The organism is Streptomyces sp. NPDC059785, assembly GCF_042732375.1.
In the GTDB taxonomy this organism is placed as follows: Bacteria; Actinomycetota; Actinomycetes; order Streptomycetales; family Streptomycetaceae; genus Streptomyces.
In genome coordinates this window covers 146,137-160,983 of sequence record NZ_JBHWHV010000010.1, presented here as the reverse complement: position 1 = coordinate 160,983, position 14,847 = coordinate 146,137, and the positions used below count along the sequence as shown (strand labels likewise).

Here is a 14,847-nt window from a genome sequence, read left to right as displayed (position 1 = left end):
CCAGCTCAGCACCCGCACCCGCACCCGCACCCGAACCAGCTCAGCGCACCCGAACTGGCTCAGCACCCGCACCCGAATCAACTCAGCGCACCCGAACCAGCTCAGCACCCGCACCCGCTCAGCACCCGCACCCGCACCCGAACCAGCTCAGCGAACCCGAACTGGCTCAGCACCCGCACCCGAATCAACTCAGCGCACCCGAACCGGCTCAACCACTGCCTGACCCCCTGACCGCTCTTTTACGCCGCCGCAGCCCGGCCCCGTGCAGCAACCGCACCACGTCCCGGCTGCTGACCTCGACGGCCCCCGCGCGCACCGCGTCCCCGTACCGCTGCGAGGGCACGTCGTAGTGGTCGCGCTCGAAGGCCCGCCGGGGCACGCCCAGTGCCTCGGCGAAGGCGTGCAGCTCGGCGTACGAGACGTCGCTGACGAGGTGGGACCAGACCCGCCCGTGCCCCGGCCAGGTGGGCGGATCTATATAGACGGTCAAGGCGCCTCACCGAATCCCTCACCCTCGCCGGAACCGCCAGGCGTGGCCGCTCCCAGCGCCCCCACGGCCGCGACCTTCACCCCGGCCTGGTGACACACCCAGTGCGGATCGGGCCCGAGCTCCGGCTCGACCTCGAGGGCGTGCGGATCACCGGACCCGCAGACCGGACACAGCGGCCACCGCCCGTACCGCTCCAGCAGCGCGTCCTGCACGTCCTGGGCGACGAGCCCGGCGACGTAGTCGACACCTTCCGGCCACTGCTCGACCCACCACCGCCGCTGCACCACGGAGTCCTCGACGAGGGAGACGACGTCCGCCTCGGCGACCTCGCCCGCGATCAGATCGGCGAGGACGAGCGCGCGAGCCGCGTGCAACGCCTGCTCCAAGGGGCTGATGGGGTCCATGCATCCATTGTGCGCACCCTTGACCGTATACCCAAAGGAAAATAGCTTTCAGGACGTGACCCACGACGTGAAGGAAATTTTCGCCGGGGAGGCACCGCCCGCCCCCGCCGCCCTGGCGGCCAAGGTGCGCACGCTGGGCCCGTCGATGACCCGCTCCATGCAGCGCGTCGCCGAGGCCGTGGCCGCCGACCCGGCGGGCTGCGCGGCGCTGACGGTCACCGGCCTGGCCGAACTGACCGGCACCAGCGAGGCGACGGTGGTACGGACCGCCCGCCTGCTCGGCTACCCCGGCTACCGCGACCTGCGGCTCGCGCTGGCGGGCCTGGCCGCGCAGCAGCAGTCGGGCCGGGCGCCCGCCGTCACGGCGGACATCGCGGTGGACGACCCGATCGCCGACGTGGTGGCCAAGCTGGCCTACGACGAGCAGCAGACGCTCGCCGACACGGCGGCCGGTCTGGACACGGTGCAGCTCGGCGCGGCCGTCACCGCGCTCGCCACGGCCCGCAGAGCCGACATCTACGGCGTCGGCGCGTCCGGCCTGGTCGCCCAGGACCTGGCCCAGAAGCTGCTGCGCATCGGCCTGATAGCCCACCCGCACAGCGACCCGCACCTGGCGGTGACCAACGCGGTCCAGCTCCGGGCCAAGGACGTGGCGATAGCGATCACGCACTCGGGCTCGACGGGGGACGTCATCGAACCGCTGCGGGTCGCCTTCGAGCGCGGCGCGACGACGATCGCGATCACCGGCCGCCCGGACGGCCCCGTCACCCAGTACGCGGACCACATCCTCACCACGTCGACGGCGCGGGAGAGCGAGCTGCGCCCGGCGGCGATGTCGTCGCGCACGAGCCAACTGCTGGTGGTGGACTGCCTGTTCGTGGGGGTGGCCCAGCGGACGTACGAGACGGCGGCCCCGGCGCTCTCCGCCTCGTACGAGGCACTGGCGCACCGCCACAGCCCACGCGGCACGCACCGCTGAAAGCCCCCACCCCACCGCACGCCCTTCACCCCACCCCTCCCCCTCGCCACCCCCCACCACACGGCACCGCTTCGCACCGGAAAGAGCCGCACCACATGACTTCCACCGCCGATGCCTCCTCTGCCGACGCTTCTTCCGCCGACGCCTCCGCCGACGACGCCTCGTCCGGCTACCGGGATCTGCGAGCCGAGCTGGACGCCCTGACGACGGAGGCGTTCCGGCCGGAGCTGTCCGAGATCGACCGGCTGCCCACGGTCGAGATCGCCCGGCTGATGAACGGCGAGGACACCACCGTGCCGGCCGCGGTCGCCGAGCGGCTGCCGCTCATCGCCGCCGCGATCGACGACATCGCGGCCCGGATGTCGCGCGGCGGCCGGCTCGTGTACGCGGGCGCGGGCACCGCCGGCCGGCTGGGCGTCCTGGACGCGTCCGAGTGCCCGCCCACGTTCAACACGGCTCCGTCGCAGGTCGTGGGCCTGATCGCGGGCGGCCCCAGCGCGATGGTCACCTCGGTCGAGGGCGCGGAGGACTCCAGGGAGCTGGCGGCGGCGGACCTGGAGGCGCTGGGGCTGACGGCGGAGGACACGGTGGTGGGCGTATCGGCGTCGGGCCGTACGCCGTACGCGATCGGCGCGGTCGAGCACGCCCGCGCGCTGGGGGCGCTGACCGTCGGCCTGTCCTGCAACGCGGACAGCGCGCTGGCCGCGGCGGCGGACCACGGCATCGAGATCGTGGTGGGCCCGGAGCTGCTGACCGGCTCCACCCGGCTGAAGGCGGGCACGGCGCAGAAGCTCGTCCTCAACATGCTGTCGACGATCACGATGATCCGGCTGGGCAAGACGTTCGGGAACCTGATGGTCGACGTGCGGGCGTCGAACGAGAAGCTGCGGGCCCGCTCCCGCCGGATCGTCGCGCTGGCGACCGGCGCCTCGGACGAGGAGATCGAGACGGCGCTGGCGGCCACGGACGGCGAGGTGAAACCGGCGATCCTGACCATCCTGGGCGGCGTCGACGGCCCGACGGCGGTACGTCTCCTGGAACAGAGCGGCGGCCACCTACGAGCGGCCCTGTCCCCCCGGACCGACTGACAACAGGCCCATCACCACCGCACCCGCACCCGCTCAGCATCCGCACCCGCACCCGCACCCGCCGTACCGCGCCCCCGCACAGCAAGGCCGCACCATGAGCACAGAGACCACCCCCCGAACCACGGCCGCCGCGCTGCTCCCCCTGGTCGGCGGCCCCGGCAACGTCACCTCGGTCGCCCACTGCATGACCCGCCTCAGGCTGGGCCTGCGGGACCGTTCCCTGGTGCGGGAGGACGCGCTGAGGGCGCTGCCCGCCGTACTGGGCGTGGTGGAGGACGACACGTACCAGATCGTCCTGGGCCCCGGCACGGTTGCCCGAGTGGCCCCGGAACTCGAACGACTCGTCACCGCCCCCGCCACCCCCGCCACCCCCACCACCGCGGACGACCTACGCGCCAAGGGCGAGGAGCTGAAGACCGCCCGGCGCCGCCGCAACGCGACCCCCGTGAAACTCGCCCTGCGCCGCGTAGCGAACATCTTCGTCCCGCTGATCCCCGCCCTGATCGGCTGCGGCATCATCGCGGGCCTCAACGGCCTGCTGGTCAACCTGGCCTGGCTCCCCGCCATCACCCCCGCCCTGACGGCGATCGCGTCCGGATTCATGGCGCTGATCGCCGTCTTCGTGGGCCACAACACGGCGAAGGAGTTCGGCGGCACCCCGATCCTCGGCGGCGCGGTCGCGGCGATCGTCGTGTACGCGGGGATCGCCGAGGTGACGGCGTTCGGCGTGACCCTCTCGCCGGGACAGGGCGGCGTACTGGGCGCACTCGCGGCGGCGCTCCTGGCGACGTACGTCGAGAAGCGCGTCCGGGGCAGGGTCCCGGACGCGCTGGACGTCCTGCTGACCCCGACCGTGACGGTGCTGGTCGCGGGGCTGGTGACGGTCTACGGCCTGATGTACGCGGCCGGCGAGGTCTCGGCGGCGATCGGCACGGCGGCGGACTGGCTCCTGGTCCACACCGGCGCCTTCGCGGGCCTGCTGCTCGGCGGCCTGTTCCTGCCGCTGGTGATGCTGGGCCTGCACCAGGCGCTGATCCCGATCCACACCACCCTGATCGAGCAGCAGGGCTACACCGTCCTGCTCCCCCTGCTGGCGATGGCGGGCGCGGGCCAGGTCGGCGCGGCGCTCGCGGTGTACGTACGCCTGCGCCACGACCGTTCGCTGCGTACGACGATCCGGTCGGCGCTCCCGGCCGGGCTGCTGGGCGTGGGCGAACCGCTCATCTACGGCGTCTCGCTGCCGCTGGGCCGCCCGTTCGTCACGGCGTGCGCGGGCGGCGCGGCGGGCGGCGCGTTCGTCGGGTTCTTCTCGATGCTCGGGGACAAGGTCGGTTCAACGGCGATCGGCCCCTCGGGCTGGGCGCTGTTCCCGCTGCTCCAGGGCAACCACGGACCGGCCCTGACGGCCGCGGTGTACGGGGGCGGCCTGCTCACCGGCTACGTGGTCGGCTTCACGGCGACGTACTTCTTCGGCGTTCCGGTGTGCGATTCTGCGGTGGACGAGAATTGAGAACACGACCGGCACGACCACGTCGGCCACGTCGGCCACGTCGACCACGTCAGCCACGTCAGCCACGTCGGCCACGTCGGACGCGGTCGGCACGACCCCGTCACCGCGGAGGGACGAGACCCGCCCATGAACCACGCCCAGCTCACCGCCCTCGGCCGCGCCCTGCGGCTGCTCGGCGAGCACGGTGACGCCCTCGCCGCCGACACCCCCGACGCGAAGCTGCACGAGGTCAAGGCGGACCTGAAGCGGGCCCTCGACCTGCTGGACGAGACGGTCACCACGGCGGCGCCGAGCACCCGCTGTGCCGAGCACCCGACGGGCCCCGTCGACATGGACGCCCCGGACCTGTGCCTGCTCTGCGAGACCCGCCGCCGCGCCGCCCGCCGCTCCGAGGTCAACGACTCCTTCCCGTCCGGCCGCCCGGCGGGACCGGACGGCGCCCCGGAGCGCTCGGCGTCCCGTTACGGCGTCCGCGGCGACCGCCCGCAGCCCCAGCAGCGCTGGCTGCCGGAGGTGTGGAACGGCCAGGCGTGGCAGCTCTGCGGCACCCCGCGCCGCGACCGCCTGGAGGCGGAGCGGTACCTGGCCGCGGAGCGCCGCTCGCCCCGGCCGGGCATGGCGTACCGCCTGGTGCACGAGTTCACGGACTACGAGGTCCTGCGCATCTGGGGCACGCCGGTCCGCACGGACATCGAACCGATGGGCTGAACGCGGCCCACCCGCCCCACCACGCCGAAGCGAACGCACCCCCACCCGCCCGCACCGGCCCGGCGACCGCACCCCGCGGAGCCCCACGCCCCCCGCGCCCCGCCCCCGAAGCCCGCCCGGCTCAGCTGAGCGTCCGCAGCGCCCCCGCGTCGTAAGGCGCCAGCTCCGCGAACCGCCCGTCGAGCACCTTGGCCGCCCATTCGGGGTCCTGGAGCAGCGCACGCCCGACCGCGACGAGGTCGAACTCCTCGCGCTCCAGCCGGTCCAGCAGATCGTCGATGCCCTTGAGCGAGGCGCCCTCGCCCTGGAAGGCGCGAGTGAACTCGCCGTCCAGGCCGACCGAGCCGACGGTGATGGCGGGCCTGCCGGTGAGCTTCTTGGTCCAGCCGGCCAGGTTCAGGTCGGAGCCGTCGAACTCGGGGACCCAGTAACGGCGCGTGGAGGCGTGGAAGGCGTCGACACCGGCCGCCGCGAGCGGGGCGAGCACGGCCTCCAGCTCCTCCGGCGTCCCGGCGAGCCGCGCGTCGTACGCGTCCGACTTCCACTGCGAGTAGCGGAAGACGACGGGGAACTCCGGCGACACCGCGGCGCGGACCGCGGCGACGAGCTCGGCCGCGAACTTGGTACGGGTCACCGCGTCGCCGCCGTACCCGTCCGTGCGGCGGTTGGTGCGCTCCCACAGGAACTGGTCGAGAAGGTAGCCGTGGGCGCCGTGCAGTTCGACGCCGTCGAAGCCGATGCGCTCGGCGGCGGCCGCGGCGTCGGCGAACGCCTCGATGACGGCGTCGAGGTCGGCCCGGGTCATCGCCCTGCCGCCGTCCTCGGTGCCGTCGGTGCCGTCGAGCCGCAGGCCGGAGGGGCCGACCGGCGGGGCGTCCGTGAACGGGGGCTCGCCCGCCTTGCGGACCATGCCGATGTGCCAGAGCTGGGGAATGATCGTGCCGCCCGCGGCGTGCACGGCGTCGGCCACCCTGGTCCAGCCCGCGAGCTGATCCGTACCGTGGAAGCGCGGTACGCGGTCGCTCTGTCCGGCCGACTCGTGGCCCACGTAGGTGCCCTCGGTGACGATCAGACCGACACCGGCCGCGGCCCGGCGCGCGTAGTACGAGACGACGTCGTCACCGGGGATGCCGCCCGGCGAGAACATCCGGGTCATCGGGGCCATGGCGATGCGGTTCGGCACGGTCAGGCCGTTCAGCGAGACGGGCCGGGACAGCAGCTGGGCCGCGCGGTCGGCGGCGACGCTCAGGCTCATGCGGGGGCTCCTTCACAGGATGAGAATGGCGGTCGGTATATGCACATGCATAGGTCCCGCCCGTGCCAACCACCCCATGCGCCGGGGCATTCCGCCCCGCGCCACTTCACCGTGTGACCCGGCTCTCCCCGTACCTCCGGCACGCACTCCCCGAACACGCCCGAGGGCGGCACCCCCGGAAGGGGTGCCGCCCTCGGCAAGGACGAGCCTGATCCGTACGGGGCCGGGGGACGAGCCCCGGTCCCGGAGGGGATCAGAAGTCCATGTCACCGCCCGGCATGCCGCCCGGAGCGGCCGCGGCGGCCTTCTCCGGCTTGTCGGCGATGACGGCCTCGGTGGTGAGGAACAGCGCGGCGATGGAGGCGGCGTTCTGCAGGGCAGAGCGGGTCACCTTCGCCGGGTCGATGATGCCCTCGGCGATCATGTCGACGTATTCACCGGTCGCGGCGTTCAGGCCGTGGCCGACCTGGAGGTTGCGGACCTTCTCCACGACGACGCCACCCTCGAGACCACCGTTGACGGCGATCTGCTTGAGCGGGGCCTCAAGGGCGAGCTTCACGGCGTTGGCGCCGGTCGCCTCGTCACCGTCGAGCTCCAGCTTCTCGAAGACCTGGGAGGCCTGGAGCAGGGCCACGCCACCACCGGCGACGATGCCCTCTTCGACGGCCGCCTTCGCGTTGCGGACGGCGTCCTCGATGCGGTGCTTGCGCTCCTTGAGCTCGACCTCGGTGGCGGCACCGGCCTTGATGACCGCGACACCGCCGGCGAGCTTCGCCAGGCGCTCCTGAAGCTTCTCGCGGTCGTAGTCGCTGTCCGAGTTCTCGATCTCGGCGCGGATCTGGTTGACCCGGCCCTGGACCTGGTCGGCGGAGCCGGCGCCGTCCACGATCGTGGTCTCGTCCTTGGTGATGACGACCTTGCGGGCGCGGCCGAGCAGGTCGAGGCCCGCGTTCTCCAGCTTGAGGCCGACCTCCTCGGAGATGACCTCGCCACCCGTGAGGATGGCGATGTCGCCGAGCATGGCCTTGCGGCGGTCGCCGAAGCCCGGGGCCTTGACGGCGACGGACTTGAAGGTGCCACGGATCTTGTTGACGACCAGGGTCGACAGGGCCTCGCCCTCGACGTCCTCGGCGATGATCAGCAGCGCCTTGCCGGACTGCATGACCTTCTCCAGGAGCGGCAGCAGGTCCTTGACGTTGGAGATCTTCTGGTTGGCGATCAGGATGTACGGGTCGTCGAGGACGGCCTCCATACGCTCCATGTCGGTGGCGAAGTACGCCGAGATGTAGCCCTTGTCGAAGCGCATACCCTCGGTGAGCTCCAGCTCCAGACCGAAGGTCTGGGACTCCTCGACGGTGATGACGCCTTCCTTGCCGACCTTGTCCATGGCCTCGGCGATGAGCTCGCCGATCTGGGTGTCGGCGGCGGAGATGGAGGCCGTGGAAGCGATCTGCTCCTTGGTCTCGACATCCTTCGCCTGCTCGAGGAGCGCGCCCGAGACGGCCTCGACGGCACGCTCGATGCCGCGCTTGAGGGCCATCGGGTTGGCGCCGGCCGCGACGTTGCGCAGGCCTTCCTTGACGAGGGCCTGGGCGAGGACGGTCGCGGTGGTCGTACCGTCACCGGCGACGTCGTCCGTCTTCTTGGCGACTTCCTTGACCAGCTCGGCGCCGATCTTCTCGTACGGGTCCTCGAGCTCGATCTCCTTGGCGATGGACACACCATCGTTGGTGATCGTGGGGGCGCCCCACTTCTTCTCGAGGACGACGTTACGACCCTTGGGGCCAAGGGTGACCTTGACGGCGTCGGCGAGCTGGTTCATCCCGCGCTCGAGACCGCGCCGTGCCTCCTCGTCGAACGCGATGATCTTGGCCATGTGAAGTGGTCCCTCCAGGACTGGGGGTGATTCTTCTCGGACCGCGCCCGCGCCCGCGACGGACGGCCTGCGTGCCTCGTGGTTCCTTGCCCCACCCGGCCTGCGGGCCTCACCGACCCGGTCCTCGTTGTCACTCTCACCTTCAGAGTGCTAACGCCAATGATTAGCACTCGACCCCCGAGAGTGCAAGACGCTTCCGCACCCTGAGCCCATCTGGCCGGAGGCGCGCAGGACCCGCGCGCGCCCGCCCGCGCACCCCTCCGCGCGCCCCTGAAGATCACGGAAAAGATCACCGCGAAAGCACGGAAAAGATCACCGGAAACGACCGAGGGGCCCGCATCCCGAAATGGGATGCGGGCCCCTCGCCGTGAGTGCGTGCGTCGGTGGCCGATCGCGCCGAGATCAGACGGCGAGCTTGACCATGTCCGCCTGCGGACCCTTCTGGCCCTGCGAGATCTCGAACTCGACTCGCTGACCTTCTTCCAGGGTGCGGTAGCCGTCCATCTGAATCGCGCTGTAGTGGACGAATACATCCGCACCACCGTCGACCGCGATGAAGCCGTACCCCTTCTCCGCGTTGAACCACTTGACGGTGCCCTGAGCCATGCCTAACTCCCCTATTACTGGCCCTTGCACAGGACCGCACTTCGCGGACCCGGGTCAGACCTCACCCCCCAACGGTTGGGGGTGTGCGCCGGAACGCGTCGACCGCGGCTGAATGTATCTGTCCAACTGCCGTCTGCAACAGGTCAATCGGACGAGAATTCTGGGCATGCCCGATCGGGAATATGTGGAGAATTCACACATATTCTGGGCAAGTCGGGCCTCATAAAAGCCATATAGGGCTCAAAAGCGTCAGGCACTTTGGCTGCTTCTTGTCGGGCGAAGGATCGGTTTTCATATGCGCCCGGCATGGAAATCGAAGCAGCTTCCCCAACTGTACCGCGCTCAACCATGCAGAATCGCCCCCTCCGTTTCTCTCACGGAGAGGGCGATTCGATGAACTCACGGTGATTCGACTGATCGAACCGGGCGCTCAGCCGGTTCGAGCCGATTTTCGGCGGTCAGCCGCCGGCGACGGCCGGGATGATCGAGACGCCCGCGCCGTCCGGCGTGGCCGTCTCGAGGCCCTGCTCGAAGCGGACGTCGTCGTCGTTGACGTACACGTTGACGAAGCGGCGCAGCTTGCCCTGGTCGTCCAGGACCCGGGCGGCGATGCCCGTGTGGTTCTTCTCCAGGTCGGCGATGACCTCGGCGAGGGTCGCGCCCTCGGCCGGGACCTCGGCCTTGCCGCCGGTGTAGGTGCGCAGGATGGTCGGGATGCGGACGTTGACGCTCATGATGCGAGGCCAGCCTCTCGGAAGGAGTCCAGGGTCGGGCGGATGGTCGCGGTGAGGCCGGTGCCCGCCACCGCGTCCAGGGTCTTGAGGCCGTCACCGGTGTTGAGGACGACGGTCGTCAGGGCCGGGTCGAGGAGACCGTTCTCGATCAGCTTCCGCGTCACACCCACGGTCACTCCGCCCGCCGTCTCGGCGAAGATGCCCTCGGTCCGGGCGAGCAGCTTGATCGCGTCGACGATCTGCCCGTCGTTCACATCCTCCACGGCGCCGCCCGTGCGGCGCGCGATGTCGAGCACGTACGGCCCGTCGGCCGGGTTGCCGATGGCGAGGGACTTGGCGATGGTGTCCGGCTTCTGCGGCCGTACGACGTCGTGGCCCGCCTTGTAGGCGACGGACACCGGCGAGCAGCCCTCGGCCTGCGCACCGAAGATTTTGTAGGGCTTGTCCTCGACGAGGCCGAGCGCGATGAGCTCCTTGAGCCCCTTGTCGATCTTCGTGAGCTGCGAGCCGGAGGCGATCGGGACGACGAGCTGGTCCGGCAGCCGCCAGCCGAGCTGCTCGCAGATCTCGTACGCGAGGGTCTTCGAGCCCTCCGCGTAGTACGGCCGCAGGTTGACGTTGACGAAGCCCCAGCCCTCGCCGGCCGAGTCGCCGATCAGCTCGGAACAGAAGCGGTTCACGTCGTCGTAGTTGCCCTCGATGCCGACGAGCTCGCCGCCGTAGATCGCGGCCATGACGACCTTGCCCTGCTCCAGGTCGTGCGGGATGAACACGCAGGAGCGGAAGCCGGCGCGGGCGGCGGCGGCGCCGACGGCGCCGGCCAGGTTGCCGGTGGAGGAGCACGACAGGGTGGTGAAGCCGAAGGCGCGCGCCGCCTCCAGAGCCTGGGCGACGACCCGGTCCTTGAAGGAGTGCGTCGGGTTGCCGGAGTCGTCCTTCACGTACAGCCCGCCGGTCACGCCCAGCTCGCGGGCGAGGTTGTCGGCCTTGACGAGCTTGGTCCAGCCCGGGTTGATGTTCGGCTTCTCGGCGACGTCGGCCGGGACGGGCAGCAGGGGCGCGTAGCGCCAGATGTTGGCGGGGCCCGCTTCGATGCGCTTGCGCAGCTCCTCGGCGTCGTAGCCCGAGAAGTCGTAGGCGATCTCCAGCGGGCCGAAACACTCCTCGCAGGCGAAGACCGGGCCGAGCGGCACGCGGTGTCCGCACTCGCGGCAGGAGAGGGCGGTGGCGGGACCGAGGTCGACGGTGTTCGCGGCGGGCGACTCCGGGGTGGTCACGGAGTTCGTGGTGCTTGCATCTGTCTGCGCAGCCATGGAGGCGAGGCCCTTTCTCCTCATCTTCCTCACGACGCATCTCGCCGTGAGACGGATTTGGCACCTTCCCTAGCCGTGAGCCTCGCCACATCGATGTGACAAGAGACGGCTGGAGGGTTGCCGGGGCTTCATCGGGCCGTATCCCTCTGCCCCTCTGGATGAGCGGTGTTCGATTGTGAGTCGCAGTTGTTGATCTCGAAACGGCCGACGACCAGGACATGCGATGGTCATCCGCGTTGTTCAAGACTGTAACCGAAGGCCAGGACAGTTGAGATAGTCGTCCGAACCGCGAGATGGATCACATGGCCCGCAGGCCGTGCGATCAGACAGTGAGGAGCCGCAGACTGTGCTGGAAGAAGTCGAGCGCTGGCTGAGCACCCGCTCCTGGAACGTGACCGACCGACCGCTCCACAAGCTCGTCGCCGCCAAACGCACCACCGGGTCGACGGTCAGCGTCGTCCTGCCCGCGCTCAACGAGGAGGAGACCGTCGGCGACATCGTCGCCGCCGTCCGCCGGGACCTGATGCGCCGGACGCCGCTCGTCGACGAGATCGTGGTGATCGACTCGGGCTCGACGGACCGCACCTCCGAGGTGGCCGCCGCGGCGGGCGCCCGGGTGGTGCACCGCGACGAGATCCTGCCCCGCATCCCGGCCGTGCCCGGCAAGGGCGAGGTGCTGTGGCGGTCCCTGCTGGTGACCAGCGGTGACATCGTCTGCTTCGTCGACGCCGACCTCAGGGAGTTCTCCTCGGACTTCGTCTCCGGGATCGTCGGCCCGCTGCTCACCGACCCGGGCGTGGACCTCGTCAAGGCGATGTACGACCGGCCGCTCGGCTCCGCGCCGGGCCAGGGCGGGCGGGTCACCGAGCTGATGGCGCGCCCGCTGCTGAACATGCACTGGCCGCAGCTCGCGGGCTTCGTGCAGCCGCTCGGCGGCGAGTACGCGGCCCGCCGCTCCCTCCTCGAACAGCTCCCGTTCCCCGTCGGCTACGGCGTGGAGCTGGGCATGCTCGTCGACGCGCTGCACCTGGTGGGCCTGGACGCGCTGGCCCAGGTCGACGTCGGAGTGCGCAGGCACCGGCACCAGGACGGGCAGGCACTGGGCCGGATGGCCGCCGCGATCTACCGCACGGCGCAGCTCCGGCTGGCCCGCGGACACCTGATCAGGCCGGCCCTGACACAGTTCGAAAGAGGTGAGCACGGCTTCACCCCGTTCACCCATTCGGTGGATACGGAGGAGCGCCCGCCGATGGCGGAGATCGCCGAGTACCGCTCACGCAGAGTCGCGTAGCGGTAAACGGTCCGTAACAAAATCCGGCCGTTGTATACGCACCGTCCGTACGCCGCCCGTACGTTTATGCGTTTCCGAGCCGGGCTAGGTTCAGGCGTATGGCATCCACGCGGGACTCCCACCAGATTCTCGTCGCGTCCAACCGCGGCCCGGTCTCCTACTCGCTGCGCGAGGACGGCTCGTTGCAGGCCAGGCGCGGCGGCGGCGGGCTGGTGTCCGGGCTGTCGGCGATCGGGCCCGACGCGGGCGCGCTGTGGGTCTGCGCGGCGCTCGGCGACGGGGACCGCGAGGCGGTGCGGCGCGGGGTCGGCGAGGACGGCGTGCGGATGCTGGACATCGACGCCGCGGTCCACGCGGACGCGTACAACGGCATCGCGAACTCGGTGCTGTGGTTCGTCCACCACATGCTGTACCAGACGCCGGTGGAGCCGGTCTTCGACGCGGAGTTCCGCCGTCAGTGGGCCGCCTACGAGGCGTACAACAGAGCCTTCGCCGAGGCGCTCGCCGAGGGCGCGGCCCCCGGCGCCTCGGTCCTGGTCCAGGACTACCACCTGACCCTGGTCCCCGGAATGCTCCGCGAACTCCGCCCCGACCTGCGCATCGGCCACTTCTCGCACACCCCGTGGGCGCCCGTGGAGTACTTCCGGATGCTGCCCGACGACATCGCCGAGCAGGTCCTGCGCGGCATGCTCGGCGCCGACCGCCTCGGCTTCCTCACCCACCGCTGGGCGGGCGCCTTCACGGCCTGCTGCGACGCCCTCGTCGGCGGGGCCGGCGACACCCGCATCGGGGTGCACGGCCTGGGCGCCGACGCGGACTTCCTGCGCGCGCGTTCGCACGAGGCGGACGTCGAGGAGCGGATCACCGCCCTGCGCGAGGAGATCGGCACGGACCCCGACGGCGCCCCGCGCCGCACGATCGTCCGGGTCGACCGCACCGAGCTGTCGAAGAACATCGTGCGCGGCCTGCTGGCGTACCGGCAGCTCCTCGACGACGAGCCGTCCTGGCGCGAACGCGTGGTGCACGTCGCCTTCGCCTACCCCTCCCGCCAGGACCTGGCGGTCTACCGGGAGTACACGGCGGAGGTGCAGCGCCTGGCCGAGGAGATCAACGAGCAGTACGGGACGGACGGCTGGACCCCGGTCGTGCTGCACGTCAAGGACGACTTCGCCCGCTCCCTGGCCGCGTACCGGCTCGCCGACGTGGCCCTCGTCAACCCGATCAGGGACGGCATGAACCTGGTCGCCAAGGAGGTCCCGGTCGTCTCCGACGACGGCTGCGCCCTGGTGCTGTCCCGGGAGGCGGGGGCGTACGAGGAGCTGGGCGACGACGCGCTCACCGTCAACCCGTACGACGTGACCGGCACGGCCCGCGCCCTGCACGAGGCCCTGACCCTCCCGGCGGACGACCGGGCCGAACGCACCAAGCGCCTGACTGCGGCGGCGACGGCCCTGCCCCCCGCCCAGTGGTTCCTGGACCAGCTGCACGCACTGGAGGCGTAAGAGCCTGTGCCATATCGCCGCCCGGGTCAGCCGATCCGGGCGGCCAATGCGGCGAGAAGCCGGACGACACCCTCCGCACCGTCCACCACCAGGTCGGCACGGCCGGCCAGCTCAGCCACCTCCGAGCTGCCGCTGCACACCAGCACCCCCGGGACACCGTCCAGACGCAGTTTGTCGACGGCGGCGAAGGCGGGCAGATCACCGAGATCGTCCCCGGCGTACAGGACGGCCTCCGCGCCGGTCTCCCGTACGTACTCCGTCAGGGCCACGCCCTTGTCCACACCCGGGGGCCGCAGCTCCAGGACCATGCGCCCCGGTTCGACGATCAGCCCGTGCCGGGCGGCCAGCTCCCCGAGAGGTCCCCGCAGCGCCTCGAAGGCGGCCTGCGGATCCTCGGCGCGCCGGGTGTGGACGGCCACCGCGCGGCCCTTCTCCTCGATCCAGGTGCCCCGCCAGGCGCCGATCCGGTCGAGGAAGCCGGGCAGCTCGGCCCGTACGGCGGCCACCCCGGGGTGCGGGGCGGGCGCGCTGACGGTGCCGGTGACGGCGTCCCACCGCTCGACGCCGTAGTGCCCGAGAACGACCAGGTGCTCAAGCCCCGCCACACCCGCGAAGCCGCCGTTGCGCACCGCGACACCGGCCGGCCGGCCGGTGATCACCGCGACCGACGCGACCTTCGGGGCGAGGGCGGCGAGCGCGGGAACCGCGTCCGGATGGGCGCGGGCCTGTTCGGGATCGGCGACGATCGGCGCGAGCGTCCCGTCGAAGTCGAGCGCGATCACGGCCCGCCGGTGCCGCTCGACGACGGCGTCGAGCCCGTCACGCCCCGCCGAGGTCACCGGCGTCGGCAAGGAGTCCCTGGAATCCGCATGGCTGCCCATACAACGACCCTATCCACGCGACCCCGCACGCACGCATGACGACCACCGCCCGCGCCCCGAAAGCGCCGCGGCCGCCCGCGCGCGGAAGGGGCCGTGCCGGTACATCAGATGCCCGTCGATCGCGCGGTCGTACCCGAGGGCACCGGAACAACCCCGTGACCGACCGCGTGAGCGACGGGCGGATGTACCGGCGCGGCCCCGACCCACCAC

14 protein-coding genes and 1 riboswitch are annotated in these 14,847 nt (G+C 71.3%); of the genes, 6 read left to right on the top strand and 8 right to left on the bottom strand.

Annotated elements, in window-relative coordinates; all coding sequences use genetic code 11:
• Nucleotides 1-208 precede the first annotated feature (208 nt).
• Together ACFV6E_RS10725 and ACFV6E_RS10720 are read right to left on the bottom strand one after the other, a co-directional pair.
• Entirely contained in the window at nucleotides 209-490 is a 282-nt protein-coding gene (locus ACFV6E_RS10725; protein WP_385460517.1) for a DUF4031 domain-containing protein, read from the bottom strand.
• Nucleotides 487-894, bottom strand: a complete 408-nt coding sequence (locus ACFV6E_RS10720) for a hypothetical protein (protein WP_385166356.1) — start codon at nucleotides 892-894, stop codon at nucleotides 487-489. Before ACFV6E_RS10720 ends, ACFV6E_RS10725 begins: the two co-directional genes overlap by 4 nt.
• Nucleotides 895-949: 55 nt before the next feature.
• On the opposite strand from ACFV6E_RS10720, the gene ACFV6E_RS10715 reads away from it, so the two are divergent.
• The 4 genes from ACFV6E_RS10715 (at nucleotide 950) to ACFV6E_RS10700 (ending at nucleotide 5,179) form a co-directional block, all read left to right on the top strand.
• A complete protein-coding gene (locus ACFV6E_RS10715; RefSeq protein WP_385166354.1) occupies nucleotides 950-1,873 on the top strand; it encodes a MurR/RpiR family transcriptional regulator in 924 nt (307 codons plus the stop codon).
• 95 nt (nucleotides 1,874-1,968) lie between these two features.
• Nucleotides 1,969-2,961, top strand: coding sequence for an N-acetylmuramic acid 6-phosphate etherase (gene murQ, locus ACFV6E_RS10710; protein ID WP_385166352.1), 993 nt, complete (start codon nucleotides 1,969-1,971; stop codon nucleotides 2,959-2,961).
• A 94-nt stretch (nucleotides 2,962-3,055) separates the two neighbouring features.
• Nucleotides 3,056-4,471, top strand: coding sequence for a PTS transporter subunit EIIC (locus ACFV6E_RS10705; protein ID WP_385460515.1), 1,416 nt, complete (start codon nucleotides 3,056-3,058; stop codon nucleotides 4,469-4,471).
• A 126-nt stretch (nucleotides 4,472-4,597) separates the two neighbouring features.
• Nucleotides 4,598-5,179, top strand: a complete 582-nt coding sequence (locus ACFV6E_RS10700; RefSeq protein ID WP_385166348.1) for a hypothetical protein — start codon at nucleotides 4,598-4,600, stop codon at nucleotides 5,177-5,179.
• 121 nt (nucleotides 5,180-5,300) lie between these two features.
• Here the strand turns inward: ACFV6E_RS10700 and ACFV6E_RS10695 are convergent, their stop codons facing one another.
• The 5 genes from ACFV6E_RS10695 to thrC all read right to left on the bottom strand — a co-directional run bounded on the left by ACFV6E_RS10695 (nucleotide 5,301) and on the right by thrC (nucleotide 10,963).
• Nucleotides 5,301-6,434: an NADH:flavin oxidoreductase gene (locus ACFV6E_RS10695; protein ID WP_385460512.1), complete on the bottom strand. Its 1,134-nt coding sequence runs from the start codon at nucleotides 6,432-6,434 to the stop codon at nucleotides 5,301-5,303.
• A 253-nt stretch (nucleotides 6,435-6,687) separates the two neighbouring features.
• Nucleotides 6,688-8,310: a chaperonin GroEL gene (groL, locus tag ACFV6E_RS10690; protein WP_385166345.1), complete on the bottom strand. Its 1,623-nt coding sequence runs from the start codon at nucleotides 8,308-8,310 to the stop codon at nucleotides 6,688-6,690.
• Between the two features lie 402 nt (nucleotides 8,311-8,712).
• On the bottom strand, nucleotides 8,713-8,916 hold the full coding sequence (locus tag ACFV6E_RS10685) for a cold-shock protein (RefSeq protein WP_005315736.1): 204 nt from the start codon (nucleotides 8,914-8,916) through the stop codon (nucleotides 8,713-8,715).
• A gap of 458 nt (nucleotides 8,917-9,374) precedes the next feature.
• The gene (locus ACFV6E_RS10680; protein WP_385166343.1) at nucleotides 9,375-9,650 is read right to left on the bottom strand and encodes a MoaD/ThiS family protein; all 276 of its coding nucleotides are present in this window, start codon (nucleotides 9,648-9,650) and stop codon (nucleotides 9,375-9,377) included.
• Nucleotides 9,647-10,963, bottom strand: coding sequence for a threonine synthase (thrC, locus tag ACFV6E_RS10675; protein WP_385166341.1), 1,317 nt, complete (start codon nucleotides 10,961-10,963; stop codon nucleotides 9,647-9,649). Before thrC ends, ACFV6E_RS10680 begins: the two co-directional genes overlap by 4 nt.
• A gap of 17 nt (nucleotides 10,964-10,980) precedes the next feature.
• Nucleotides 10,981-11,128: riboswitch (SAM riboswitch) on the bottom strand.
• A gap of 181 nt (nucleotides 11,129-11,309) precedes the next feature.
• Between thrC and ACFV6E_RS10670 the strand changes: the two genes are divergently transcribed.
• Both ACFV6E_RS10670 and ACFV6E_RS10665 read left to right on the top strand, forming a co-directional pair.
• A complete protein-coding gene (locus ACFV6E_RS10670) occupies nucleotides 11,310-12,254 on the top strand; it encodes a glucosyl-3-phosphoglycerate synthase (RefSeq protein WP_385460509.1) in 945 nt (314 codons plus the stop codon).
• A 98-nt stretch (nucleotides 12,255-12,352) separates the two neighbouring features.
• Nucleotides 12,353-13,756, top strand: coding sequence for a trehalose-6-phosphate synthase (locus tag ACFV6E_RS10665; RefSeq protein ID WP_385460506.1), 1,404 nt, complete (start codon nucleotides 12,353-12,355; stop codon nucleotides 13,754-13,756).
• 26 nt (nucleotides 13,757-13,782) lie between these two features.
• Here the strand turns inward: ACFV6E_RS10665 and otsB are convergent, their stop codons facing one another.
• Complete coding sequence (otsB, locus tag ACFV6E_RS10660; protein WP_385166337.1) at nucleotides 13,783-14,637, bottom strand: trehalose-phosphatase; 855 nt, start codon at nucleotides 14,635-14,637, stop codon at nucleotides 13,783-13,785.
• Nucleotides 14,638-14,847 lie beyond the last annotated feature (210 nt).